The sequence below is a fragment of the Acinetobacter sp. 766875 genome, assembly GCF_000582055.1.
GTDB classification, from domain to species: Bacteria; Pseudomonadota; Gammaproteobacteria; order Pseudomonadales; family Moraxellaceae; genus Acinetobacter; species Acinetobacter nosocomialis.
The window spans coordinates 63,990-90,812 of record NZ_JEXX01000007.1 but is presented as its reverse complement, the minus strand read 5'-3'; the positions used below and the strand labels follow the sequence as shown (position 1 = coordinate 90,812).

27 protein-coding genes and 1 pseudogene are annotated in these 26,823 nt (G+C 38.1%); 14 read left to right on the top strand and 14 right to left on the bottom strand.

What is annotated here, in order from left to right; genetic code table 11:
- Positions 1-8: 8 nt before the first annotated feature.
- The 5 genes and pseudogenes from J576_RS20630 (at position 9) to J576_RS08590 (ending at position 3,756) form a co-directional block, all read left to right on the top strand.
- On the top strand, positions 9-1,760 hold the full coding sequence (locus J576_RS20630; protein ID WP_002054054.1) for a muramidase family protein: 1,752 nt from the start codon (positions 9-11) through the stop codon (positions 1,758-1,760).
- Between the two features lie 19 nt (positions 1,761-1,779).
- Positions 1,780-2,238 (top strand): hypothetical protein, encoded by a 459-nt coding sequence (locus tag J576_RS08600; protein WP_002053790.1) that lies wholly within the window; start codon positions 1,780-1,782, stop codon positions 2,236-2,238.
- Position 2,239: 1 nt separating this feature from the next.
- Positions 2,240-2,596 (top strand): DUF5991 domain-containing protein, encoded by a 357-nt coding sequence (locus J576_RS08595; protein WP_016803562.1) that lies wholly within the window; start codon positions 2,240-2,242, stop codon positions 2,594-2,596.
- Between the two features lie 131 nt (positions 2,597-2,727).
- Positions 2,728-2,865: pseudogene (locus tag J576_RS20410) on the top strand (lysozyme inhibitor LprI family protein); the annotation flags it as partial.
- Positions 2,866-3,024: 159 nt separating this feature from the next.
- A complete protein-coding gene (locus tag J576_RS08590) occupies positions 3,025-3,756 on the top strand; it encodes a hypothetical protein (RefSeq protein WP_016803563.1) in 732 nt (243 codons plus the stop codon).
- Between the two features lie 32 nt (positions 3,757-3,788).
- Here the strand turns inward: J576_RS08590 and J576_RS08585 are convergent, their stop codons facing one another.
- Complete coding sequence (locus tag J576_RS08585) at positions 3,789-5,132, bottom strand: alpha/beta fold hydrolase (RefSeq protein WP_002054038.1); 1,344 nt, start codon at positions 5,130-5,132, stop codon at positions 3,789-3,791.
- A 211-nt stretch (positions 5,133-5,343) separates the two neighbouring features.
- On the opposite strand from J576_RS08585, the gene J576_RS08580 reads away from it, so the two are divergent.
- Positions 5,344-5,925 (top strand): YqiA/YcfP family alpha/beta fold hydrolase, encoded by a 582-nt coding sequence (locus tag J576_RS08580; protein WP_002053841.1) that lies wholly within the window; start codon positions 5,344-5,346, stop codon positions 5,923-5,925.
- Between the two features lie 14 nt (positions 5,926-5,939).
- The gene (parE, locus tag J576_RS08575) at positions 5,940-7,823 is read left to right on the top strand and encodes a DNA topoisomerase IV subunit B (protein ID WP_033855554.1); all 1,884 of its coding nucleotides are present in this window, start codon (positions 5,940-5,942) and stop codon (positions 7,821-7,823) included.
- Positions 7,824-7,942: 119 nt separating this feature from the next.
- Here the strand turns inward: parE and J576_RS08570 are convergent, their stop codons facing one another.
- Positions 7,943-8,446 carry an ureidoglycolate lyase gene (locus tag J576_RS08570; protein ID WP_002053976.1) on the bottom strand — a complete coding sequence of 168 codons (504 nt, stop codon included), beginning with the start codon at positions 8,444-8,446 and terminating at the stop codon, positions 7,943-7,945.
- Positions 8,443-9,453 (bottom strand): allantoicase, encoded by a 1,011-nt coding sequence (alc, locus tag J576_RS08565; protein WP_002054017.1) that lies wholly within the window; start codon positions 9,451-9,453, stop codon positions 8,443-8,445. Before alc ends, J576_RS08570 begins: the two co-directional genes overlap by 4 nt.
- Before the next feature lie 199 nt (positions 9,454-9,652).
- Between alc and hpxO the strand changes: the two genes are divergently transcribed.
- Complete coding sequence (hpxO, locus tag J576_RS08560; protein WP_002053773.1) at positions 9,653-10,810, top strand: FAD-dependent urate hydroxylase HpxO; 1,158 nt, start codon at positions 9,653-9,655, stop codon at positions 10,808-10,810.
- 55 nt (positions 10,811-10,865) lie between these two features.
- On the opposite strand, the gene J576_RS08555 is transcribed toward hpxO, so the two are convergent.
- From J576_RS08555 to puuE, 5 genes are all read right to left on the bottom strand, one after another.
- The gene (locus J576_RS08555) at positions 10,866-11,591 is read right to left on the bottom strand and encodes an outer membrane protein OmpK (protein ID WP_002053945.1); all 726 of its coding nucleotides are present in this window, start codon (positions 11,589-11,591) and stop codon (positions 10,866-10,868) included.
- A gap of 121 nt (positions 11,592-11,712) precedes the next feature.
- Positions 11,713-13,080: a nucleobase:cation symporter-2 family protein gene (locus J576_RS08550; protein ID WP_002053832.1), complete on the bottom strand. Its 1,368-nt coding sequence runs from the start codon at positions 13,078-13,080 to the stop codon at positions 11,713-11,715.
- A 24-nt stretch (positions 13,081-13,104) separates the two neighbouring features.
- On the bottom strand, positions 13,105-13,428 hold the full coding sequence (uraH, locus tag J576_RS08545; protein ID WP_002054028.1) for a hydroxyisourate hydrolase: 324 nt from the start codon (positions 13,426-13,428) through the stop codon (positions 13,105-13,107).
- The gene (gene uraD, locus J576_RS08540) at positions 13,425-13,928 is read right to left on the bottom strand and encodes a 2-oxo-4-hydroxy-4-carboxy-5-ureidoimidazoline decarboxylase (protein WP_002053987.1); all 504 of its coding nucleotides are present in this window, start codon (positions 13,926-13,928) and stop codon (positions 13,425-13,427) included. The genes uraH and uraD overlap by 4 nt, the downstream gene beginning before the upstream one ends.
- Before the next feature lie 99 nt (positions 13,929-14,027).
- Entirely contained in the window at positions 14,028-14,993 is a 966-nt protein-coding gene (gene puuE / locus J576_RS08535) for an allantoinase PuuE (protein ID WP_002053819.1), read from the bottom strand.
- Between the two features lie 252 nt (positions 14,994-15,245).
- Between puuE and J576_RS08530 the strand changes: the two genes are divergently transcribed.
- The 4 genes from J576_RS08530 to dsbD all read left to right on the top strand — a co-directional run bounded on the left by J576_RS08530 (position 15,246) and on the right by dsbD (position 18,907).
- Entirely contained in the window at positions 15,246-15,596 is a 351-nt protein-coding gene (locus J576_RS08530; protein WP_002053923.1) for an HPF/RaiA family ribosome-associated protein, read from the top strand.
- Positions 15,597-15,754: 158 nt separating this feature from the next.
- Entirely contained in the window at positions 15,755-16,300 is a 546-nt protein-coding gene (locus tag J576_RS08525) for an ankyrin repeat domain-containing protein (protein WP_002053917.1), read from the top strand.
- 12 nt (positions 16,301-16,312) lie between these two features.
- Complete coding sequence (locus J576_RS08520; protein WP_002053755.1) at positions 16,313-17,080, top strand: transporter; 768 nt, start codon at positions 16,313-16,315, stop codon at positions 17,078-17,080.
- A gap of 18 nt (positions 17,081-17,098) precedes the next feature.
- On the top strand, positions 17,099-18,907 hold the full coding sequence (dsbD, locus tag J576_RS08515) for a protein-disulfide reductase DsbD (RefSeq protein ID WP_002053899.1): 1,809 nt from the start codon (positions 17,099-17,101) through the stop codon (positions 18,905-18,907).
- On the opposite strand, the gene J576_RS08510 is transcribed toward dsbD, so the two are convergent.
- Positions 18,908-20,101, bottom strand: a complete 1,194-nt coding sequence (locus tag J576_RS08510) for a GGDEF domain-containing protein (RefSeq protein WP_002054070.1) — start codon at positions 20,099-20,101, stop codon at positions 18,908-18,910.
- A 178-nt stretch (positions 20,102-20,279) separates the two neighbouring features.
- Complete coding sequence (locus J576_RS08505; RefSeq protein ID WP_002053915.1) at positions 20,280-21,191, bottom strand: alpha/beta hydrolase; 912 nt, start codon at positions 21,189-21,191, stop codon at positions 20,280-20,282.
- Positions 21,192-21,340: 149 nt separating this feature from the next.
- Here J576_RS08505 and J576_RS08500 point away from each other — a divergent pair, with 149 nt between their 5' ends.
- Positions 21,341-21,778 (top strand): DUF2147 domain-containing protein, encoded by a 438-nt coding sequence (locus tag J576_RS08500; protein WP_002053814.1) that lies wholly within the window; start codon positions 21,341-21,343, stop codon positions 21,776-21,778.
- 38 nt (positions 21,779-21,816) lie between these two features.
- Here J576_RS08500 and J576_RS08495 read toward each other — a convergent pair whose 3' ends face one another.
- Together J576_RS08495 and J576_RS08490 are read right to left on the bottom strand one after the other, a co-directional pair.
- The gene (locus J576_RS08495) at positions 21,817-22,167 is read right to left on the bottom strand and encodes an arsenate reductase (RefSeq protein ID WP_002053925.1); all 351 of its coding nucleotides are present in this window, start codon (positions 22,165-22,167) and stop codon (positions 21,817-21,819) included.
- Between the two features lie 456 nt (positions 22,168-22,623).
- Entirely contained in the window at positions 22,624-23,448 is an 825-nt protein-coding gene (locus tag J576_RS08490) for an exodeoxyribonuclease III (RefSeq protein ID WP_002053891.1), read from the bottom strand.
- A 38-nt stretch (positions 23,449-23,486) separates the two neighbouring features.
- Between J576_RS08490 and pyrE the strand changes: the two genes are divergently transcribed.
- Positions 23,487-24,137 carry an orotate phosphoribosyltransferase gene (gene pyrE, locus J576_RS08485; RefSeq protein WP_000211303.1) on the top strand — a complete coding sequence of 217 codons (651 nt, stop codon included), beginning with the start codon at positions 23,487-23,489 and terminating at the stop codon, positions 24,135-24,137.
- A 52-nt stretch (positions 24,138-24,189) separates the two neighbouring features.
- On the opposite strand, the gene J576_RS08480 is transcribed toward pyrE, so the two are convergent.
- Together J576_RS08480 and J576_RS08475 are read right to left on the bottom strand one after the other, a co-directional pair.
- Positions 24,190-26,382, bottom strand: coding sequence for a TonB-dependent receptor (locus J576_RS08480; protein ID WP_031951321.1), 2,193 nt, complete (start codon positions 26,380-26,382; stop codon positions 24,190-24,192).
- Between the two features lie 226 nt (positions 26,383-26,608).
- Positions 26,609-26,821 carry a DUF1737 domain-containing protein gene (locus J576_RS08475; protein ID WP_002054013.1) on the bottom strand — a complete coding sequence of 71 codons (213 nt, stop codon included), beginning with the start codon at positions 26,819-26,821 and terminating at the stop codon, positions 26,609-26,611.
- Positions 26,822-26,823 lie beyond the last annotated feature (2 nt).

Genomic DNA, 26,823 nt, shown 5'->3' with positions numbered 1-26,823 from the left:
GAGAGGAAATGAATAAGAAAGGTTTAATTCAGTTTAGGTTTGTTGAATTATTTACTGGTAATAATATACCTAATTTATATCATGTTATTAAGAATGAAAAGGGCACAACTATTGCTTCTGGAATGACAAATAGTAATGGCTTAACAGTAATGATAAGTAGAGATGTAGGCGATACTCTTTATGTATATTTAAAAAATATTATAACAGGTGATTTGAAAGAAAAAGTTAGACACACTGTTATTTATAAGAAGGAGATAGTAAGAGTAACATCATCAAAAATACTATTAGATAATATTACCTTAGCAAAATCAACGAATAAACCTGGTAATTATAGATATTTAACGCATAAAGTAAAAAAAGGAGAAAACTTATCTTCAATTTCTCATCGATTTAATTGTAAAGTTAGTGAAATTGTACATTTAAATAAATTAAAAAATCCTGATCATATAGATGTCGGACAAATTATTAAAATTCCATATAAAGGTGCATCAAGTGATTCTAAGAAAAGTCCTGATAACAAACAATCTAAGCATGAAAATAATAAATCATCTTCTACTCAGAAAGTAAATTCACATGAAAATAATAATAAAAATACCTCAGATAAACCTCAAAAAAGAATAGAGTCAAAAGATATAACTGATGAATATACAAAAGAGTCAGGAAAACCAATGAAAGTTGCTACTAATGCAACTTCACCATGTATTTGTAAGCAATATAATTTGGCTTGGGGATCTAAAGTTAGTTGTGAATTTAGGAAAAGAGTTATAAAAATAGCACAAAATTTGTGGCCTAATGATTCAGAGAATATGGCAAGCCAATTAATGGCTGTTATGCATTTAGAAACTACCGGTACATTCAGCCCCAAAGTTGGTACTTTTACAAGAAAGAATTTAACAGATAGTGCCGACGGTGGTTATGTTGGACTCATACAATTTGGTAAAGGTGCTGCAATTGATTTAAAAGTTAAAAGATCTGATTTAGCAAAAATGACAGCAATACAGCAATTAGATTATGTAGAAAAATTTTATCAATTAAGTTCGGCTCATACAAAGATTAAGACTCTAACTGGATTATATTTATGGGTAAATTATCCTAAGAATGTTAGAGAAAATAGATTAGGGAATGACGATATTGTTTATGCGGCGCCTAAAGATGCAGAAGTAACTTCTGTAAAATTTTTAGAAAGTCCATATTATCAAAACCCTATTTTTATGAAAGAGGATGGGGAATTTAAAAGGAATGGCAAGAAAATTGTCAACCAAGGTATTAAAAATGGCTCGACCAAGGTGTGGGAAGTACAGAGAGAAATAGAAAAACACTATAATGATGGTATGAAGCAAGAAAATAAAGCTACGGATTTTACGTGTGCTTATGAACAAATTAGTCAAAGTAACAAAAAAACAAATCTTGATATGGATATTTTTGCAAAAACATTAAGAAAAAGGGCGGAATCAAAAAGCCAAGGTAAGTGTGCAAAATATGTACGAATAGCTCTTGAGGCTGCTGGTGCAGATACAACTGGACATCCTGTTCCCGCATCAGATTGGGGCCCAACTTTAATAAAAAATGGTTATAAAGAGGTTACTCCTGCTTTTGATCATCCACAAAAAGGTGATATTTACATAATTACTAAAACTGCTAGTCATCAATATGGGCATATTGCAGGTTATGATGGTACACAGTGGATTTCAGATTTTAGACAAAAAAGTCAAGTTATCTATAAGGATAAAGTTAATTATAGATACTTTAGAATTCAGTGATGTTAATTAGAGGTGTTAAATGCAACTTAAAATATTTGTGCTTATTTCTTTAGGAATATTATCTGGTTGCGTAAGTGCAAATAATGATGAGAAATGTTTTAAAGACTCAAAAAGTTTAATTACAAACTTATATAAAACTTTTCCTGTAAATGGAAATAAAATTGTTGAGAGTGCTGATAAAAAAACTATCTCTAAATTTTTTAATAATCAACTAACTACTATGCTGTTAAATGATTATAAATGTAGAGGTAAATCAAATGGAGTGTGTAATATAGATTTTAATATATTAAATAATTCTCAAGATGATTTAGGGGAATTTAATATATTGCAAGCGACTAACAATATAGTTACTGTTAAATTTGATACGCCTACACATGGTGAATTTATTGATTTTTTGATAGAAAGCAAAGGAGAATGTAAAGTTGTTAAAAATATACAATATAATAATGCAAACTTATTAGATCTTTTGAGGAAGTAATATGAAGGTATTATATTTACTATTGCTGATAGTGATCTCTAGTAATACTTTTGCATATAGCGATAATTGGAATGGTACCTATCATTATTATGGCTCAGAAAAACTTCTAGGAGATAATGTTGCAACTAGGGAAGTAATTTTAACACTAACATCAGAAAAGTGTATTTTCTCTATTTTTGGTTTTCAAATGGATAAAACTTATTCATGTAAGGTGGAAGAAAAAAATAAAGATCTATACTTGTTTGATGCTAACAGCCATGAGAAATTTGGAAAAATTATCTTTAGAAAAGGAAATTATTACCTTTATTCCCATTATGTTATAGATGGTAGAAAAAACTTTTTCTTTAAGGATAAATAATAGTTATTATTTTATCTTTATTAAATATTTTTATTTGTATTAAATAAGTCTAACTTACTTTTAGGCTTATTTAATTTTAATATTTTATTAGAATTTTAAAATAATAGTATTGATTTTATAGATGCCATATAATGAGAATTGGTTTTTTATTGTTTTTCAACATATGTATTTCCTCAAATGCTGCAGATCATAAATCACCACGGTTAGATGAGAAAACCATATATAGTAATAGTGAGCATGATCTAAATGATGCATATTCTGTTATAAAATAAACGATACTGAAGAGTTAATTAATTAAAATACTATAATAGATAATATGAATAAGTTAACTAACACCTTCAAAGGTGCTCATCTTCATTTTGAAGCCAGAAGCGCTCCATTATTAGGGATGGGGTTAGATGGAAGAATTGACCCAATCCCATTTATAAATGCAAATTTACCATATTAATTTTGAGGTACTTATGAAAGTTTTAAATTCTTTTGCAGCGATGATAGCTTGCAGTATTTCTTTCAATATTTGTTATGCAAAAGAAAATAGCGAATGGAATGATTATTTACAAGATTCTACCCAAATAAATTCACCTATAGAATATATAGATTCTTATAATAAATATACAGTTGTAAATCCTAATTTAAAAATTAAATTAGTAGACTTTGGTAATATCAATAAAACTAAAAAAGAGATTAAATATTCTTTAAAAAAATATGGAGTTCAAATTTTAAATCGGAAAGCGGTTTACAATATTTTTGAAAGTAAAGTTCCTTTAAAATCTGATGTTGACTTTACATTGTTATATAATGATAAAAATATTGTGGCTTTTAGGATTCGGGAAAATAGTAATATAGATTATGTGAAAGAACCATATAAGAATTTCACTGCAAATGCATATTTTTATAATTTGATAAATAATAATTTTATTGAAGTACCAGTTTTGAATTCAGATAGTGAGGATAAAAGTAAGTCGACCGATATCTTACAAGGAGATCAATTAACATATGATTCAAAAAAAGGGCAATATATTTATTTAGCAAATATAAAATCTTATAAAACAGGAAAAACTCAATCTATAAAAACTATTTTTAATAGTAATTTAAAGTGTATTTCATCTACTTTAGGATGTGAGACAATAGGGGTTCTTCCTGCTACAAAAGCTAATTAGTGTAAAAAGCCCAACATAAGTTGGGCTTTTTTTTACGTCTCTACAATTCCTTCTAAATCTTCAAGCGTATAGTTCGGCATATCAATAATATGGGTTTGAATACCGTCTTGCACATAATCATTCACATGAGGATATAGCCAGCGAGTAATCTGTTCGGCAACACTTGAGTGATACTGAATTTCAAAGTGATTTAAGCCATAAAACACCGCTTTATGTGAGTCTGGAACTTTAAGCTGAAAACGTGGATTAGGATGTTCGCCTAGTGCACTTTTTACACTGACTAAGTAATCACCAATCACGGTAAGTGCTTTATTACGCACCTTTTCAAACTCGAGTGTTCCTGCCACTAAAAAGGTATTGATATGGGAGGGTAGTGGAGCCGGCGCACGGTTGTCATCCATCATGCCAATACGGGCATCCATATATTCCCAGTCATCATCACGAACGCTGCCATGGCGTAAGTCTAAAATGCCATTACTACGGATATTAACTAGCTGACCCAGTAACCCAACAAATGGGAAAGCTCCGAGCTTATCTTGTATAGCAAATCCAAAACGCTCCAGTACTGCACCATGGTGTGGAGAACCAATACAGACGAGGTTTTCGACCATATGAATCCATTGGTACATATTTTGTTTACCGTAAAACAGTGCGCTACGAGAAACCAGTCCACCCATACTATGACCAATGATATCAATACTGGTAATTCTTGGATTACGTTGTACCAAATCTTCTAACAAGTTAGAGAAACTGCGGCCATTGGCTGAAATGCGGCGACCTGTGTTGTAGTTTAAATACAGCATAGTGTTGTGATCACGCTGTGCTAACAGACGCTCACCAATGCCGCCATAGTGTGCATTTGACCAAGTCAGATGGTTCATACACAAACCATGAACTAAAATTACGATACGTCCTGCAAGTTCACCTTGCTGGATTGCACCGTAGTGGTCGTATAGCACCATGGGTAAGGCAAGGGGACTATGTTGTTTAAGCAAATAGTCTCCGAAAATACCATTTAAAATGCCCACCAAAAAATGAAGACTTGGTGTTAATGGCTTTTCATGAAGGGTCGGGAATTTTTCAATAATACGACGTAAACCGGGTGCTAAAAAATAACGCCCATACTTTTGTAAGGCACCATAAGAAAACTGATATACCTTTTGCACAGAAGGGCGTTTTTGAAAATTATTCGCATTTTGGGCACTAATACCAAAAGCATTTTTTAACACTTCAATATTAATGACTTGTATTAATTCATGTACACCATTTAAGCTGGTGCTGAACAGTTGAGCTAAACCTTCTAGTACGTCGGCCTGACTCGGTGGCGTACGATCCCATTTACAATAAGTTTCATGTAACGGTGTTAAGCTCGGCATATCTTTTCCCCATTTACGTTATAACCGACGTTTTAAGCTGTACTTTTTATGAACGGCAGCTAACGTTTCCATCTTAGTAGTTTAAATAACACATGTTTTTAAAATACTGATGAATGGTAAGTTGAGACGTTTTTCTTGTCTGACAATAGGGTTTTTATATACAAACTGAGAACAAAAATGTGAGTTTATTCTCAATTTAAGAGGGAAATATATGAATATTATCTACCTCCATGGCTTTAATAGCAGCTCTTCTTCGATTAAAGGGCTGAGCCTTAAGCAATATTGTAGCGAATTGGGCATAAATGTACATTTGCCAGATTTAAATAGATCTCCAGATCAGGTTGTAGCGCAAGTTTCAGAGCTGATAGAGTCTTTACAAGATGTGGCTTTAGTCGGCAGTAGCCTTGGCGGGTTTTTTGCGACATATTTTGTCGCGAAATATAATGTTCCGGCTGTACTGATTAACCCTGCTATGCAACCATGGAAGTTGTTTGATAAGTTATTTCAAGTTGAAAGCATGCCTTATAAGGTGAATGATCTATGGTCAATTGATCATGTTCAGTTACGACAGTTAGAACAACTGGAACTGAAACAACCTGAAAATGCTGACAAAATACTCGTCTTATTGCAACAAGGCGACGAAATTTTGGATTATCGTCAAGCACAACGCTATTATAGTGCTGCAACACCATCCTCATTGATTTTGACGGATGCTCATGGCAATCATGCCATGGAAGATTTTGAAGAAAAATTACCCTTAGTGATCGAATTCTTTGCGCACACCATCAAATAAGGAAAACGTACAACGTGACACAATATACGGCTCAATCGCTTGAAGTTCTTTCCGGTTTAGACCCTGTTCGTCGTCGTCCGGGGATGTATACCGATACTTCTCGTCCTAACCATTTAGCCCAAGAAGTTATTGATAATGCTGTCGATGAAGCATTAGCCGGTCATGCCGACAAAATCTGTGTCACGGTTTATAAAGATGGTTCATTGTCGGTTGAAGATAATGGTCGTGGTATGCCAGTCGATATTCACCCTGAATATGGCCAAAGTGGTATCGAAATCATTTTAACCAAGCTGCATGCTGGTGGTAAGTTTAGTACTGATAACTATCAGTTTTCAGGTGGTTTACATGGTGTGGGGATTTCAGTTGTAAACGCTTTATCTACACGTGTTGAGGTAGAAGTTCAGCGTCAGGGTAATTTATACCAGATGGCATTTGAGCAAGGTGAACCTGTTGCTCCTTTAGCGGTGTTAGAAGGTAAAGCACCAAAACGTGCGACAGGAACGACGGTACGTTTCTGGCCTGAAGCTAAATATTTTGATAGTCCAAAATTTGCGTTAAAAGCACTCAAACATAATTTAAAAGCCAAAGCTGTTTTAGCAGCTGGTTTAAAAATTACTTATATCGATCAAATTAATGATGAAAAAATCGAATGGCAATTTGAAAATGGTCTTGTCGATTATTTGATGGATGAATTACAAGATCGTGAAATTTTGCCAAACCCTGCATTTGTAAGCAGTGGGCAAGCAGACCGTGCCGCGTGTGAGTTTGCGATTTGCTGGAATGTAGAAGGTGGTGAGCAGGTTCAAGAAAGCTACGTCAACCTGATTCCAACTGCACAAGGTGGTACACATGTAAATGGATTACGTTCGGGGGTGACCGAAGCGCTACGTGAATTCTGTGAGTTGCGTAATTTATTACCACGTAATCTTAAACTTTCGGCTGAAGATGTTTGGGATGGCGTGAACTATATTTTATCGCTTAAGTTCCAAGAGCCACAATTTTCTGGTCAAACTAAAGAGCGTCTTTCGAGTCGTGAAGCCGCCAATATTGTTTTAAATATTGCTAAGGATGCGTTTGCGCTCTGGCTCAATCAACATGCTGAAATTGCTATGCAACTTGCCGAAATGGCAATTTCTAAAGCAGGTCGACGTTTAAAAGCTGCGAAAAAAGTTGAGCGTAAAAAGATTGTTTCTGGTCCGGCTTTACCGGGTAAATTGGCAGACTGCGTGGGCCAAACACGCGAAGAAAGTGAGTTATTCATTGTCGAGGGTGACTCGGCTGGTGGTAGTGCCAAACAGGCGCGCGACAAGAACTTTCAGGCTATCATGCCAATTCGTGGAAAAATCTTAAATACATGGGAGGTTTCTTCTGATGAAGTACTTGCTTCTCAGGAAGTTCACGACATTGCGATTGCAATTGGTGTAGACCCAGGCAGTGATGATTTGTCAGAACTGCGCTATGGCAAAATCTGTATTTTGGCCGATGCCGACTCAGACGGTCTGCACATTGCGACTCTGCTTTGTGCTTTATTCGTTAAACACTTTCCAGCATTGGTTGAAGAAGGTCATTTATTTGTAGCAATGCCGCCATTGTTCCGTATCGACATTGGTAAAGATGTTCATTACGCGCTAGATGATGAAGAGCTTGAAACCATTTTAAAAAATGTTAAAGGTAATAAGAATCCGCAAATTATCCGATTCAAAGGATTGGGCGAGATGAATGCAATTCAACTACGTGAAACAACCATGGATCCAAATACTCGTCGTTTGGTTCAGCTCGATCTAGATGATGCACATTTAACAGCAGGTTTACTCGACAAGCTCCTTGCGAAAAAACGTGCAGCAGACCGTAAGCAGTGGCTTGAGCAAAAGGGTAACTTAGCTGATATCACGGTTTAAAAAAGTATTAAAAAAATCCCCGCACAATAGGCGGGGATTTTTTATTTTAATTACACAATAGTATGCAGTATTTAAATAATTAGACTAAAGCAGACAGGTCTGTATAACTTATTCTTTATTTAAAACCTAATTTCTATAGGTTGTGGAAATCGAAAAACATCACAATTTGCACCACCTCCAATCCGATCTACTACTACAAAATCACTGGGTGCCTCAAAGGTAAGCAAAGGGTGATGCCATGTGCCTGCCCGATAATTGATACTTTGCTTACCATTCGAGATGAAAGCACAGAGCTTGGAAATATCGGGAGTATTTTCATCTAAAGCGGGTGCCACAATAATTAAAAACTTTTGTTGCTGTAATGGAATAAATGCTTGAGAACCTTTCGGATGTCGCTCTAGCATGGAAATTTCCATAGGCAAGACACTGGCCTTGATGTTACGGAAAATACTGATCCCTGCTTTTGCTTCGCCCTCAATTTCAGTTTCAACGAGCGCATGATAGCGCTCGGTGTGTGCATCATTAATATGAAAAAAATCATGCCCGTCACAACAAATAACTTCTCCGAAGGGCTGAAAGTTCTCAATAGTTAAGGGCTGAATCTGAACAGTATCTATGATCATGACTTGGCAATTTTCCCCCATAAACGGACACGACTAATGCCACCATCTGGAATCATGTTAATACGGATATGGGAGACTTTTTCATGCTGTAAAATCTCATTCACATATTCATGAATATGGTCCATTTGCATAGGTTGGGCTTCTAGTAAATAAGACCAAAACATACTTTGTGGAATTAATTGTGCATCGGTTGCATTTTCAAGGTAGACCGCCTGAATAGAAACTTCAGCAGGGAAGTTCCCTTTAAAGTGCGCCGTATCAATTTCAATTTTTTCAATTTTTCCGCTTTTACCCAGTGCAAGAATACACCAGTCATAACCTGGTGCACGGCGGCGTTTGGTTTCCCATCCATCGCCCATATTGACGCCACGGCCTGGGTTAATCAAATTACGCGGGTGTCCAAAGTGCGCATCGCTATAGGCAATTACGCGACCGCCATTTTCAAGAGCCAGTAAATCGAGTGTTTGCTCTGTATCAGACACCTGAATATGAACATCACCATAAACGCGTAAACGGGCGACACCACCATCTGGGAAAATATTGAGACGTATATGCGTGAAAATTGCATCATTATTGACCATGAAAATATGATGTTGACTTGGTCCTAGCTCGGTATTTTCCAAAATACTCTGCCACTTTGCCCCAGTAAGGTCACCATTTGGTGCATAACATGCCTCTAATGATGCAGAAGCAGGATAATTTCCTGTGAAAAACGTGGTGTCGATATCAAGTGCACTGATTTTTCCACTCACTCCTAGCTTCACAATACACCAGTCATAGCCGGCATGACGCTTACGGCGCGTCTCCCAACCGTCCATCCATTTGCCGTTATCATCGAATTTATCTTCAACAAAAATAGGTGCTTCAAATTGCAGCATACGTTTTGCTTCTGCAAAGAAATCATCTGAACACTCAATCACTTGTGCACCAATTCGGGCATCCGCCAAATTAGTTTTAGTATTCAAAATCTCAGGAAGTTCAAAAGCTGGAGCGTGCAATGTTGCCATAATGGAGTATCCGTATTTCTTGTTAAAAACATGATTTTTCATTTAAAACTGCACTCACACTGAGCGTGTTGAGACCAGTTCTATACTTAAATATATAAGCATGGTGCATGCCAGTTTGGTGGAAAAGCTCAATAAATTTTGAACGATGGCATGTTTTTAGCATAAGCACCCTATAGGTGAATATCTATAGGAGCGTGTTATGAATGTGGTGATTATTGGTGCGGGAATGGGAGGTCTAACCACAGGCATTGCATTAAAGAAATTTGGTCACCAAGTTCGTATTTTTGACCAAACTGAAAAGATTCTTCCAGTCGGCGCTGCAATTTCGCTGTGGTCGAATGGTGTGAAATGTCTAAATTATCTGGGATTAACCGAGAAAATCGCCAAACTTGGTGGGCAAATGGATGACTTGGCCTATGTAGATGGTTTAACTGGAGATGTGATGACACAATTCAGTTTACGGCCATTAATTGAAGAAGTGGGACAACGCCCTTATCCGGTCGCACGTGCCGATTTACAAAATATGCTGATGGATGAGTTTGGTCGAGATCAGATTTATTTAGGCAAAAAAATGGTCAGCCTTGAAGATAAAGCTGATTATGTCGAAGTGCATTTTGCAGATGGTAGTTCAACACAAGCCGACTTACTGATTGGGGCTGATGGTACGCATTCAATGACTCGTGCCTATGTGTTAGGTCAGCAGGTACAGCGCCGTTATGCAGGTTATGTGAACTGGAATGGTTTGGTTGACATCTCTGAAGATTTAGCGCCAGCTCAGCAATGGACGACTTATGTAGGAGAGGGTAAACGTGCATCTCTGATGCCAGTTGCGGATGGACGTTTTTATTTCTTTTTAGATGTGCCTTTGCCAGCAGGTTTAGAGAATAATCGGGATGAATATAAAAAGCTCTTAAAACTATATTTTGCTGATTGGTGCCAGCCTGTACAGCAGCTCATTGGACGCTTAGACCCGCAAAAGACCAATCGGGTAGAAATACATGATATTGAACCGTTTACCCAATTTTATAAAGGTCGCGTGGTGATTTTAGGGGATGCCGCTCATAGCACCACACCTGATATTGGGCAAGGTGGCTGCCAAGCCATGGAAGATGCAATTTATTTAGCGCGCTCTTTGCAAATTAATACTTTGGGACTAGAAGATGCTTTACGCCGCTATCAAAACAAACGTAATGAACGTGCCAATGAATTGGTGCTTCGTGCACGCAAACGTTGTGATGTAACCCATATGAAAGATGAAACTGTTACCCAAGCTTGGTATGCAGAATTACGCCGTGAACAAGGCGGACATATTATGCAGGGTATTATTAGTAATATTGTCGGTAATCCACTCGACTAAAACAAAAACAGCAAGGAATTTTTCCTTGCTGTTTTATGCTTCTAAATAAAAAATTTTAGAAGTGGTATTTAACCAAAGCACTGACGTTATTTTCATCTCGGCCTTGTAGGCCAAATTTATTATTCCACACAGAGTGCTCAATACCTAGGTACAGGCGTGTGTCAGGAGAAATGTGTTTACCTACATTCCATTTCCATTGAGTTGTCCAGTTCAGCTCACTGGCATGGTCACCTTCAGCAGTTGACCAATCTAGGAAACCATCAACCAAGAATTCTTCAGATGCAATATTAAATGGAATTCCATAGACGAATGTCATTTGATAATCGTCATCAGTTTTCTCGTTGTTTGCACGGTAGAAATTTAAATTCGCATATTTAAAATATGGAATATCTAAATCAACAGCAAAACCATATAAGAAGTTATCGAAATTGTTGCCGTTTTCGCTATTACTTTCCCAAGTGGTACTAATGAGCACATCTTTAATTGGGCCATAAGCCAATTTTTTGCCAGATATTTCACCTAAGCTTAAACGTGGTGATAACTCAAAATATGTACTTTTATGATCATCTTCACCGCGCATACGGTCCATGAAGAAGAACACATCAGCATATTTAACTTTTGCTGCATATTCCAAAGTGATGGTGGTTTCTTTTGCGTCTACAACTTCATAGTTTTCACCATAAAGACCAGTCACGCTAAAATCTTGCCAAATTGGTTTTGCCTGAACCATGGCTGTTGCAGATAACAAGGCACAAGTAGCCGCAAGTTGCTTTAATTGCATTTAAATGATCTCCCCCCAAATAAAGCACGCTAAGGATACAGGGTCTTAAGCAAAAATGAAGCCAAATTTGATCAACGGTTAAAAAAAAGCCCACCGAAGTGGGGCGCTAAAAACGAATTCATTAATGTGTATTTCGTGTATTTATGGGTTGGCTCAATTGAGGGGCAGATGAGCTACGAAATGAAGGTAAATGATTAAATAACAAATTCAATAAGATAGCAAAGATACAAGTTGAACTAATACCCGAATGGAACAAAGTTTGTACCCAAACTGGAAAGTGAGCATAGAATTCATGGTTTATAATAGGAATCATCCCTGCTGATAAAGCAGTCGCGACAATAATCAAATTTTTCTGATCGTTATAATTAATTTTTGCCAAAGTACGGATTCCGCTCGCTGCAACTGATCCAAACAAGACCAGACCTGCACCACCAAGTACAGGCATAGGGATTGCTGCAATAAGGCGACCCATAACAGGCAATAGACCTAAAATGATGAGAATGACACCGCCTGCTGCCACGACAAAGCGGCTTCTGATACCTGTAATTGCCACCAGTCCAACATTTTGGGCAAAAGCACTTTGCATGAATGAACCAAAGATAGGAGCAATAGCGCTTGAAAACATATCTGCACGTACACCGTTGGCGATGCGTTTTGAATCGACTTCAGTTCCTACAATGTCTCCGACAGCAATAATGTCAGCAGTGGTTTCCGTCATAATTACTAAGGTAACGATCAGCATCGATAAGATCGCACTGAGCTCAAAAGTCGGTAAACCAAATGCAAATAGATGAGGGAATTGCAGCCATGCACCTGAGCTCACGTGACTAAAATCACCAAAACCCATGAAGTAGGCCAATATACTACCAGCCATGATCGCCAATAATATGGATAAGCGACGAATACCGGCTTGAGGTAGCATATTCAGAATAATCACAATACCTAAGGTCAGTAGTGCCAAAGAAATATTTTCTACACTTCCCCAGTTGGGTGCTTTCTCGTTACCACCCATCATCCAACGAATTGCAACAGGTAATAGAGATAGCCCAATAATCGTGATGACGCATCCGGTTACAACAGGTGGGAAAAAACGAATGATTTTTGAAAAGTAGGGCGCAAGGCAAAGCCCAACTAGAGAGGCTACAATGACTGCCCCGTAAACTGCAGGTAGACCACCGCCTGTGGTGATAATGGCAACCATGGTCGCCACGCCAGCAAAAGACACACCTTGAACTAGCGGTAGCTTTGCGCCTAGATATTTTGTTCCTATGGTTTGTATAAGAGTTGCCAATCCGCCTACAAATAGGGCCGCTGCAATGAGCATGCCGACTTGTGCCGAGCTTAAACCAGCTGCCATTCCAATAATAAGTGGCGGTGCTACAATGCCGCCATACATGGTGAGTACATGCTGTAAGCCATAAGCAAAACTTTTCGAAATTCCTAAATACTCATGCTCTGGAGAAATCGCATTCTTTTGTCGATGATTCATATTTTTCTCCTATTTATATTTGAATTAGCTGCCGCGATAAGTGGAGTAGGCAAAGGGGCTGATTAGTAATGGAATGTGATAATGCTGATTGATGTCTTCTATAAAAAATTGAATACAAACACGCGGGAAAAAAGTCTTGACTTCTTGGGAGGCAAAATAAGGAGCAATTTCAAATTCAAGTTGATAAGCGCCTTCACTCAAGTCGTTTATTTCAAAATCACTCACTCGCCCATCTTGATTAGTGGTTGCGGTCGCAATTAGTTCGTGAGTTGCTGCATGAAACAATTTCACTTCGACCTGTGCAGCCGGTTTACCTAAATTCGTATCTAAAATATGAGTGCTGATCATGCTTGTACTTCCTGTGATAGACGTAATAGAGCAATTGCTGCGAGTTGCTCATGTACAATGACTTTTTCTATAGCTAAGTTGTTTTGAAGACGTTGATGGAGTTTTTTTAAAATATCTTCGCTACTGAGGCCGGCTGCTTTAATTAAAAAAATAAAACCAAACTTCTGTTCATACTCAAGATTACCTTGCAGCAGAGCTTGTTGTGTTTGCTCATCCAACGAGATACCAGCTTGTTCTTTAGCTGAAAAATCTTGCTCTTTTGCATTGAGTTGTTTTTTTGCCTGTCGTTCCCCAATTTTTGGATGGGTTGCTAAAGCGGCCTGAATTTCTTGCCATGACCATGTGTGGCTTAATTGTTCTGCATGCCCTAAAAGAACTGATTTTGAAGAGTAGGGACGTTCTGAAATAATTTTTTCGGCCCAAGCAGGAATATGGACGCAGTTGTTTAACAGAGTCTTGAGTTGCTCGGATGGGGCTTGATTAAACTCGGCTAAAAACACTGTTATTCCTAAACTCGTTATCATGATATAGAGTTTTAGCAATAACAGTGCCAAGAGTGGTTAATCTTTCTCTAATGAATTTGGAAAATTAATAACCAACTAACGAGTTATGTGATTTTTAAACCAATATTCTGCAATATCCTGACGACGGCACACCCAGACACGATCGTGCATTTGAATATAGTCGAGGAATCTTTGTAAGGCTTTAAAACGACCCGGACGCCCTAAAATACGGCAGTGCATTCCAATAGACATCATTTTTGGTGCAGTTTCACCTTCTGCATACAGCACATCAAAACTATCTTTTAAATATTGGAAAAACTGCTCTGAGCTATTAAATCCGCCCGGTGAGCAGAATTTCATGTCGTTACATTCGAGCGTATAAGGAATAATGAGATGAGGACGTGATGCCCCAGCCGTATCGGTTAGTGTGGTCCAAAAAGGCAGGTCATCACCATAATAATCACAGTCGTATTGTATTTGTGGAAACTCTGCGAGTAACTGACGGGTATTAGGACTATCACGTCCGGTATACCAACCTATAGTCTTATTTCCAAACAAGCTTTCTAAAACTGATAAGGCTTGTTCCATGTGCTGTTTTTCGACTTCAATGTCGGTATCTTGATAGTGAAGCCAGCGGTAGCCATGAGAAACGACATCATAATCAGCTTCTTTAATTGCTTCGACAATATAAGGGTTACGGGCCAGTGCCATGGCAACGCCGAAAATAGTCATTGGAAGCTTGCGCCGTTGGAACTCACTATGGATGCGCCAAAAACCAGCACGTGAACCATATTCGTACATAGAGTCCATCGACATATGCTTAGCTGGATAGCTTGCAGCACCAATAATTTCTGATAAAAATTGCTCCGAACCTGCGTCGCCGTGTTCAATATGCTTTTCGCCACCTTCTTCATAATTCAACACAAATTGCACGGCAATCTTAGCATTATTGGGCCATTTCACCTCTGGAGGCTGTCCGTGATAACCGATTAAATCACGTGAATAAGGAGACTTTTGAATCTGCTCAATGAGTTCTGCTCCAGATAGATAAGATTCGGTCACAATTGCTCTCCTTTTGTTCAATTTTTCATAAAAATTTAAAAAATCAGCTTGCATATTTTTATAGATGGACTGATATTGAAGGTATGAAGATCTTCAAAATAAATTAAAAGCGGTACGTTTAAGTCAGGAGATAACAAACCATTACACCATCAAAATGTACAATTAAAGTCAGTTCATGCATGCTTAAAACATGCCAACATAAAAAAGTTTTGCATAGAAAAGATCCACAGTAAGAAAGAGAGGATGGTATTTATGAATATTGAAATCCGCACAGATAAAAACATCCATAATAGTGAACGTTTAATTACTTATGTACGTGCAGAACTTACTCAAGAATTCCAACGTCATAGCGAACGTATTACACATTTCTCGGTTCATTTTAGTGATGAAAATGGGGACAAAGGCGGCGATAAAGATATCCACTGTATGATCGAAGCACGTCCTGCTGGCTTGAAACCAGTGGCAGTGCACCATAAAGCAGGAAATATTGATGCCTCAATTCACGGTGCGATTGAAAAACTAAAACGTAGCCTTGAACATACTTTTGAGAAAAAGGAACACCCGAGAGGTGGACAACCAGAATTCATTGATGATGAAGTTTAAAAATTGCTAAAAAGCCCTTCGGGGCTTTTTTTATGAAAAATAAAAAAGACGGATAAAAACTCTTCACAACTTTTGGTTTGCAATGCAATAGCATTGACCTCTAAAATCTTCATCAGAGATTAGGCATAATAGCCCTAATATATTTTTGAGAGATGGTCATGTTAACCACCCAGCAGCAGGCTTTAATTAAAGCCATAGAAGAATTAGAACTTACGCAAGTACAAAAATTACTTGCTGAGGGGCTTGATCCGAATTTCATTGATCCGGAACAAGGGCCACCTGTATCAATTATTTGTGATGGAATTTTTAAATGGTGGGAAGAGGTCTCGGAAGCGTATGAAGCAGGCACTCCCTTATCAAAAGAAGAAAAAGATCAAGCATTACAAGTTTATCTCGATATCCTTGAAGCCTTAATTCAGGCAAAGGCAAATGTTCATCTTTGGGATGCAGAAGAATTTTATGGTCCACTATGGGATGCAGCAAGTTCGGCATGCGCACCAGCGGTTCAACGTTTACTTGATGAAAAAGTTGATCCAAACACACGTGATGAAGAAGGACTCACCATTTTATCTTCAATCAGTCAGTTGTTCTTTGATTGTGATTTTGATGAAATAGATTGGTCAGAAGCGCTTCAAGAAGAGCGTGAAACACTAGAGTTATTGCGCCATCATGGAGCAAAAATGTCAAAAGAACTAACTACTTGATTGGAATATAGAATGAGAACATTTCAAATTTTAACTTTTGCTCTGACCACTGTTGCCGCAGGAAGTAGTTTTGCCGCAGAGTTCTCGTTTGACCGTCCAGGTTCGGGCTTCGGAACAGGTATCACTCCAGTGGGGCAGTTAGCTTGGGAACAAGGTTTGCCAAGTGCAACTTATACAGAAGCAACTGTTGATGGCGTGAAAGAAAAAACCGTAACTGTACATGGCGATATGTTATTCCGTACAGGTTTGGCGAAAGACTTAGAATTACAATTGGGTTGGCAAGGTCCGGGTTGGACTCAAACCAAGCGCGCTGGTAAAAAGACAGATACCTCTGGTTTAGGTGATGTAAGCATCGGCTTAAAAAAAGCGATTGATTTAAATGATGAAAATTTAACAATGGCTGTGTTGGCTCAAGCGCTTATTGCAACGGGTAATGATGAGTTTACTGAACATGACGATATTTATAGTTTAAGTTCAGCAGTGGCTTATCAGTATAATGATTTGATCAATACTGCAATTACGATGCGTTACGAAGTGCAAAACAGCAATTGGGCTGTAACAGCCATTCCAACAATCAATTATAAAATTGCTGGCAAACTTTCTGGCTATTCTGAATTTGTTTACCGTAAAGCTGAAAGCCAAGACTACCAATATGGTTTAGGTACAGGCTTAGTATATGCAGTTAATAAACGTACTCAACTTGATGCAAGTGTAGGTGTCGATTTAGAGGGTCAAGATAAAGGCTACCATGGTGGCTTGGGCATGGCATTCTTATTTTGATAAAACCAACTTGAATTGATGTTAATGAAAAAGCTTATTTCTCAGGGAATTATTTATTTTCTAGCAGCTGCTAGTTTTGTATTGAGCCAGTTTGTTTTTGCAGAAGATAAGCTACTTTCACCCGAACAGGCTTTTTCATTTTCGGTTGAATCGCCACAATCGCATACCGCAAAGTTATCGTGGCAGATTCAGCCAAATTATTATTTGTATCAGCATAAATTTACTGTCCAGCAGGGTAATCAACCTTTAGCTTTAAATTTGCCTAAAGCCGTTTCTCAATATGATGAGAACTATGGGCAAAGTCAGGTTTATTACCATCAAGTCAACTTCCAGATTAAGACTAAACCTTCAGAGCACTACACTGTAACTTGGCAAGGCTGTGCCAAAGACCGTATTTGTTATCCACCACAAACTATTGAGTTTCAAACCGATGCAGATGGTCTGGTTGGTGTACAAAATCAAGCAGGAACAGCACAGAAACGCTTATTAGATTTGGCAAATAAACCAGTATCTCAAGAACCTTTAGAAGATCCGAAAAGTTCAGAAAATAAAGCTGAAGCGGCCGTTCCCCAAATTGCACAAGACCAGATTTGGTCAGCTAAATTAATTGAACACTCACTTTGGTATGGTGTTTTATTGTTTTTAGGTTTAGGCATGCTGCTTGCATTTACGCCATGTTCTTTACCAATGTTGCCAATTTTAACCTCACTGATTATTCGAGAACATAAGGGTTTAAAGGCTTGGACCATTGCGCTTACCTTTGTGTGTAGTATGGCATTGGTTTATGCAGGTCTAGGTTTAATTGCTTCTTCAGCAGGGCTAAATTTCCAACGCTGGTTACAACAGCCTGCTACGCTTATCGCGTTTAGTTTACTGTTTGTAGTTTTTGCGCTGAATCTATTTGGATTGTTTGAGCTTCGTTTACCGCAAACGTGGTTAAATCGGCTTGATCGTATTCAGTCTATGCAACAAGGTGGTACTTTGGTTGGTGCCGGGGTCATGGGCGTAGTTTCTGCGCTCTTGGTTGGTCCATGTATGACTGCACCTTTAGCTGGAACCTTATTATTTATTTCTCAAACCCAGAACCAATGGCAAGGTGCTTTGCTTTTATTCTGTCTAGGTTTTGGGATGGGAATTCCTTTACTCATTGCCAGTGTTTTAGGTGCAAAGTTCTTGCCTAAAGCAGGTGACTGGATGCATCAGATTAAAGTAATTTTTGCTTTTCTGATGTTAGGATTAAGTCTTTATTTTATTCGCCCTTTATTGCCAGATTGGGGCATGCAAGTGCTTAGTTTATTGCTAGGGCTGGCTTTTATTATTTATGCGCTGTATCAGTTCTTTTGGAAAAAAGGGCAGTTACAGTGGCTATATGCCTTACTACTTTTATTGGTAACGCCATTTGTTGCTTATAACCAGTATCAGCATTTTCAAAATCGAAGTTTGCAAAGTTCTGACCATATGACTGAATGGCATGTTGCAACTACAGCCGCAGACTTTCAGAAAATTTTAGCAGCAGCGCCTGCTGATCGGGCTATTGTCGTTGATGTCTATGCAGACTGGTGTGTGGCTTGTCAGCCTATTGAACATCGTATTTTAAAAGCACCAGAAGTTCAGTCAGCTCTTGCACCTTACTACCTCATTAAGCTTGATTTGAGCCATTATGATCAGTCACATGAAGCTCTACTCAAGCAGTGGAATATTCTTGGACCACCAACTTATCTGTTTTTAAATGAGCAACAACAAGAAATTCGTTCTTTGCGTTTAACAGGTGCCTTTAGTCAGCAAGAGCTTTTGCAACAGCTTGCAAGCTTATCGAAAGCTAAATAGTCAAATTGATTTTATATGTGGTATTTGTTGAAAAGTGCGGACTTGATTACGCCCTGAAGCTTTTACCGCATAAAGTGCCTCATCGGCCTGTCGAATCACAATGTAGGGATCGTTTGCAAAAGCAGAGCTGCTAATTCCAAAGCTTGCACTCACATGAATCTGAATATTCTGATTATTGAAAATAGATAACCCTTGTAAGGCAAGTCGGCAACGTTCCGCAATTTTTTCCGCTTGAATAATGTCGGTATGAGGGAGTAATAAAATGAATTCTTCTCCACCAAATCGACCAATGATGTCTTCATTACGTAAATTTTCAGAAAGACATTGAGCAATTTTAATCAGGACCTGATCGCCCTGATGATGTCCATATACATCATTAATTTTTTTAAAATGGTCTATGTCGAGAAGGACTAAAGCATAATCGAATTGTTGCTCGTGCAGTGTTTCAAGATGAGCATTTAAACTGCGTCTATTTAATACATTAGTTAATGGGTCGATCTGGCTTAAGCGTTGAATATAAGTTTCTCTTTGGCGCCATTGAGTTAGTAGAATTTCAAATAAAATAAAGCACGCCACTAAAATCGGCATAATAAAAAACAGCATACTCCCTAACCAAAATGGATTGGTTTGAGCATGTCGGATAGCCGTGAAGTTAAATAGTGGAGCGTAGGGTATAACCCCATTCATACTTAAATAAGTACACACGGCTAAAATAATTGTTGCTGGTATAAAAGCGCTATAAACAATTTTTCTTTCAAATAAAACTAAACCTACGCCAATCGTACCTACATAACCGACCATTGTGGCTGGGCTGATACTTCCTATTAAATAACCATCGTGACACAGCATGAGCATAAAGGCTTGCACGCTAATAAAAGGAACAATTTTTTGAGCCCAGTCTTGGTCTTTATAGCGGTAACACGGAATAATCAGCAAAGCTAATAAAAATAAGGTCAATAAGTTGAGCCAGAGCTGTGATTCGACTAAAGGTAAATTTGACCATTGCCAGACACTAGGCGTTATTAAGATATAGCCTTTCCATAAAATCCAACTGAAATTCATTGCACAGGCGAGGGTAAGCATCAGTGCACTTTTTTGTAAGGGCGTCCAGTTAATAATATGATTGTTATGGATGAATTCGAGAATCACCTGTTTTATTTTATTTATAGGATGAGTGATTAAACGAATTTTCATAATAATAAAGGAACTCCTAAATAGTGATATCTCTTCTTCAGATCATCCTAAAATGGGGGAGTTTGAATGATTCATAACCTAAACATACCATGATTCACTCATTAAACCTTAAGATTAAAGTTTTTATAAATAAGATGAAGTGAGAGGTATTTCAAACTCATCACTTCATTCATTTTAATTAAGTTTTATCAAGTTCATGAGCAAATTCGGCAATATCTGCCATCGCATGTTTTGCTTCGTCGAACCAAGCATTAAACATCTGGAAGTTATGCCACATGCCTGTATAAAGTTTAAAATGTACTTTGACACCTGCTTCTTCAGCTTTCTCTCTAAAACGTTTGGCATCGTCTAATAAAATTTCTTTTGAACCGACCTGAACTAATGTTGGCGGTAAACCTTCTAAGTTATCGAAAATAGGTGAAACACGCGGGTCATCTGCCGCAATATGATTGCCAATATAATGCTGAATACCTATTTGCAGGGCTTCAAGAGAAAGTAGGGCATCATGTTTTTGGTTAAATCTTAAAGATTCACTGGTTAAGGTTAAATCTAAGAAAGGTGACAATAAAATTAGACCGCTTGGCATGAGTTCGGGTTGTTCTTTTAAACGCAAGCAAAGTGCCAAAGCTAAATTAGCCCCGCATGAATCGCCCGATAAAATAATATCTTTGGGCTGAATACCTTGAACTAATAATGATTGATATACGTCATATAATGCTTCGATCGCTTCAGGATATGGATGTTCCGGTGCAAGTGGATAGTCCACATGAATGATTTGCATTTGGGTGCGGGCAGCTAAATCCGTCATAAATGCATGATGGGTTTTTACACTGCCCAGAAAAAAAGCGCCGCCGTGAATATGAAAAATAAGCTGGGTTGCTGAATCCTGAGCTTTAATTTCCTCACCTTTTACACCAGCAAGTCGGATCGGACGAACAGTTACATTTTTTTGTTTTGGAAATGCTCGGCAAAGTTGTTCAAGCATAGGGCGTAAAGCAGTTGGAGGTAAATTCAACTGACTTGGTTTGCGAATTGCTGTTTTAAGAAATGTTTCTGTTAAATAATATTTTAAAACGTTTGGTATATTCATATAGTATCCGCTTATGTTAATAACTTGTTTCCCTATAAATTTTATTTTTCAAGGTTACAAGGTTACACGAAACAGTCACATTCAAAAATTGCAATATCGTTGCGAGTTTTGAATACTGAAGTCTTGAAAGACCCAAGGATATTACAAAAATGAAAAAGATTGCTTTAGCTTTAGGACTTGTTGGTATGGCTGCATTTGCCAATGCGGCTGACCCACTAAACGGAACGGTATGGAAAACGATTGATGACCAAACCAATAAGCCCAAAGCCGTAGTAAAGTTTACGGAACAGAAGGATGGAACCTTAACTGCAACCATTCAAAGCATTTTGACACCAGGTGAAGAAAACTCTTGTACAAAATGTGAAGGTCCGTATAAAAACAAACCGCTTAAAGGTGTGACCATTGTACATAATCTAAAAAATGTAGGTGGTACCAGTTATGAAAACGGTACAATTTTAGACCCTAAATCTGGCAAAACTTACAAATTAAAAGGTGAGTTGGCTGAGGGTGGTAAAAAGCTTAAATTACGCGGCTATATTGGTGTTTCAGCATTGGGCCGTAACCAAACGTGGATTCGTGCCAACTAAATCTGTGAATAAAAAAACGAGCCATTTGGCTCGTTTTTTTATGCATTTAAGTTTTGATAGGCAGTTTCATCAAAACCCACCAGAAAACCTTTAGAGGTCTGTAGAACTGGTCGTTTAATTAAGCTTGGCTGAGCAATAAGTGCTTCAATAAGATGATCTTCGCTGCTTAAAGCACGAGTTTGTTCATCTTCAGATAGTTTTTTCCACGTAGTACCTTTCTTGTTGAGAACGGTATCTTGTCCAATTTCTTTTAACCAGATTTTCAAGGTATCGGCATCAATCCCTTGTTTCTTATAGTCGTGAAATTCGTAACTCAAACCTTTTGCTTGTAAGGCATCAAATGCTTTTTTCATTGAATTACAGTTTTTAATACCATAAATTTTTAACATTTTATCGGACCATGTCAAAAAGAAAGAACACACAGCCTAACCCAAAATGCATTTGGGCACTACTTTATACCGATACTTTTAAAACAAATGAAAAATAATGATTAAAACAATAAAGAATGTCATGTTATTGTCATAAGACAAGGTAATAATGAACTCAATAAGAAGAATCTAGAAAACTAAAAGAACTTAGCGCAAAAAATAAGAGATAGAAAAGAGAAAACCCGCATTTAATCATCCTGATCATGCGGGTCTCATTTCAACGTCCATTGTCACATCCTTGCAAATAAACTTATCTTAAGTTTATTTTATCTTCCTACGGCGTCCTATCCTTTTGCGTCATCCTGACTGCTTCCCTGTGCCGTGGGGCTATAATGCCGTTAAACGTGTGTAAGAAAAATACTCAAAAACGACATGTGTTGTAAGCAAAAACGACAATGCAAGTGAACACTTGTTCACTTACTCTTGAATTTTATAGTCGATAATAACTGGAGCGTGATCGCTAAACCATTGATCTTTATAAACCCATGCATTTACTGTGCGTGTTTTCCAGTCTGGTGAACATGCTTGGTAGTCAATACGCCACCCTACGTTTTTCGCACGAGCTTGTCCGCGATTTGACCACCATGAGTACAATTCGGCTTCTGTTCTTACCACACGGAAGGTGTCTACATAGCCAAGTTCATCATAAATATGATCAAGCCAAGCACGCTCATGTGGTAAACAGCCAGACGACTTTTGGTTGCCCGACCAGTTTTTAATATCAATCCGTTTATGAACGATGTTGTAATCGCCACAAATAATGATGGACTTATTCTCATCACGCCATTGTTTTAAGATTTTTGCGTATTCACCCAAAAATAAATCTTTACGTGCCTGCGCTTCTTCACCACTTGAGCCCGAAGGTAAGTATAATGATGCAATATGTACGGGATGTGACAAACCTAAATCGAATTCGGCAGAAATGAAGCGGCCTTGACTATCGGCCAATTCAAACCCTAAACCATCTTTAATAGAGACAAAGGGTAAGCGGCTATAAATTGCAGTACCTGCGTAACCTGCACGCTCTGCTGGAAAGAGATGGGTATGCCATCCCTCGGGTCTAAACTTTTCAGTCCATTGTTCATGGGTAATGCGGCTTTCCTGCATGCATACGACATCGGCATCGGATTGTTCTAACCATTCAAGTAAGCCTTTCGTCACTGAAGAACGTAAGCCATTTACGTTAATGGAAACGACTCGAAGAATTTTTACATCACTTGGATACTGATCCTTTGGTATCATGCGAAAATTTAACCTCAATTGTGAATTTGGAGCACCTCATGACAACGCCTGTGTCATTTCACCCGCAAGCATTTATCGAACTCGCATTATCACGCGGTGTGCTTAAATTTGGTGAGTTTACTTTAAAATCTGGACGCGTGAGTCCTTATTTTTTTAATGCAGGCCTACTCAACGATGGTGAAGCTTTATCTCTTTTAGCACAAGGCTATGCCGATAAATTAACACAATGCGAAAATGTTGATGTGATTTTTGGCCCAGCTTACAAAGGTATTCCATTTGTAGCTGCGACTGCTGTTGCTTTGTCGCAAACACATAACAAGAGCGTGCCATGGGGTTTTAACCGTAAAGAAGCGAAAGATCATGGCGAAGGTGGTGTTTTAGTTGGTGCTGCGGTTGAAGGTAAAAAAGTCTGGATTATTGATGACGTGATTACCGCAGGTACAGCGATTCGCGAAGTGGTAACGATTTTGAAAAATGCCGGTGCAACTATTGCGGGTGTTTTGGTTGCGCTAGATCGTCAAGAACGTGGTCAAGGTGAACTTTCTGCAATTCAGGAAGTTCAAAAAGAATTAGAAATTCCTGTGCATGCACTGATTACTATGAAGGACTTAATGGATTATTTAGAAGCGAAAGGCGAAAAAGAAGCTTTAGCCAATATGCAAGCTTACCGTGAAAAATACGGCATCTAAAAATAAAAAGGCATACCTCTAAAATAGGGGTATGCCTTTTTAATATTTTTACTTAGAACTGATAATTTAAACGCAATAACACATTACGTGGTGTGCCTGGCATGCTGTCTGAACGCCAGTACTCTTTATTGGTTAAGTTATTTACCGCAAGTGTGACATTCCACGGGTCGGCACTATAGCCAATTGCTGCATCGACACGATAGAAGCCTTCCATTTTTACTTGATTATTAATATTTGGATAATAAGAACCGACATAGGTCACGCCCACTTCGGTATACCATTGCTCGGTTGGTAAATAGCGAACAAATAAATTACCTGTGTTCTTAGATGTGTTTGCTAAATAGTTGCCTTCACGTTCAGGATTTTGCTTGTCTTCTTTTACTTTTGCATCTGTGTAGCCATACCCACCGCGAACAAACACATTATCAAGTACATGGCCAATAAAGCTAAATTCGAGACCACGAGATTGATGCTGACCCGCAGTTGCCCATACATCTGGTTCACTGTCAGGGTTTGGTTTATAGCGAATATTATTTTTACGAATATCAAAGACAGAAAATTGAGTATTTAAACGGTTATCTAACCATTCACTTTTTACTCCAACTTCATATTGCTCGTTATATTGAGGCTCTTTATCCATTTTTGTGACATCGGTGCTGCCAGTAACTTGGTTAACACCCATTTGCCCGCCAAATGGTGCAAAACTCTTAGAGTAAGACGTATAAAAGCTATGCTCTGGAACGGGTTGCCAGACTAAACCCACATTTGGACTAAGACTACTGTCTTTTACATTACGATGATCATTATTAAGTTTATTGGTAGTTGAAAAGTCAAAGTAATCATAACGTAGGCCCATCATGAGTTTAAGTTGGTCATTTAGACCAATTAAATCCTGAACAAATACACCATAAGTGGTACCTTCATTGTAGTTATGTTGGCTAATTAAAAGAGGGCCATTGCCACGACTATATTCACGTTCACCAGTGAGCGGATTAACGTAACCATAAATGGCTGAACCGTTTTGAGTCTTATTGGCTAGACGTGGTTCTCGTTGCTCATAGGTCCAGTCTGTACCGACCATAATTTGGTGCTCAAGCGAGCCTGTTTTGAATTTTCCCTTAATATCAAAGGTATTGGTTGTGGTCTTATTGCTAGTTTGTTGCCAATAGTAAATTTGATTGATATAGCCTTTTTTTGTTGTACAGGTTTTGCCTTTTAAATCTTTGCCATCTAACCCACAATAAGTCCCAAAATAAAAGTGGTCAAAGTTCTGTTCTGCTTGACGGTAACTCGCTGCCCAGTGGAAGTTCCAGTCAGGTGCATATTCATAATTTACATCGGTGCGGACCACTTGCAAAATATCATCAACATAATCGCCATCTTGGGCAAATCCTGTTTTGATAGATGTACCAGCAGGTAGATTTTCACGCGTTGGCCCACGGTCAGGAACTCGACCTAATTTGTCATAGGTATATTGTGTGGTCCAAGTGAGTGTTCCATCGTCATTTTTATAGGTAAAGCTTGGAGAGAGCATCTCAATTTTATTTTTGATACCTGAGCGGAAGCTGCCTGCCTCGCCATATTCTCCAGTCAAACGTATTGCTAAATTGTCGTTAAGTACTTGGTTGATGTCAGCCGTTGTACCGTAATTATCGTATGAACCCGCATATGCGCCAACTGAACTTTTAGAATCAAAATTGGCAAACTTACTCACCATATTTACAACCCCACCACCAGCGCTACGACCATACAAAACCGAAGCAGGGCCTTTTAAAATTTCAATACGTTCGATATTGGCTGTACTGCGACGTACTTGTCCGCTTTCACGTATACCGTCGCGGTAAATATCGCCTGTGTCTGCACCAAAACCACGAATCGTGATCCCATCGCCGCGCATATCGTAACTGGTTGATACGCCTGGTGTACCTTGCAGCATGACGCTTAAGTCATTTGATCCATAAATTTTATATTTTTGAACATCAATAGTATCAATAGTTTGCGGAATATCTTTTTTGTCTAAACCATTACGTGTGACATTGGCTTTGTCATAGTCGATATAACTTTTGATGGGATCGAGTTCACTCATCGCTTCAATTTTTATAGTTGGCATGACTGCTGCAACTTTTGAAGATGAGTCCGCTAATTCCTCTGCGTAGGCACCTTGAATATTCAAGATCATTAAACTGAGTAGGCTAAGTGGGAACGAGCTTTTAATTTGGGGAGATGATATAGAAATTTTTAACATAAAAATAAAGTCAATTAACAAAAATAAAAGTATAAATGATAATTATAATCATTTAATTGTTTAGAATAAAAGAACTATTGCTTATAAAATTATCGTGATAGATTTTTAATTGTTGATTTTAAAAATATAATTTATGTGATGAATAATTGCTTGATTGAAATGATTAGTTTTATTTATGAATAGAGGTTTGAAGAGGGTGCTTCATTATTAAAAAACACCCTTAGAGTTAAGTATTGTTTTTGAGCACATCTACAATATCCATTTCTGGATCATAGTTTTCATCAATCGTTTTGCAAATTGCTTGGCCCACTATCACTTGAGTGCCATTAAAGGTCATGGTTGGTGCTTCATATAATTCCCAGCCATGATTGAGTGCTTTAGTCACTCGTGCGCAAAAAGCAGAGTCATCAGGGCCTGTTAAATAGCGATAAAGTTTCATCT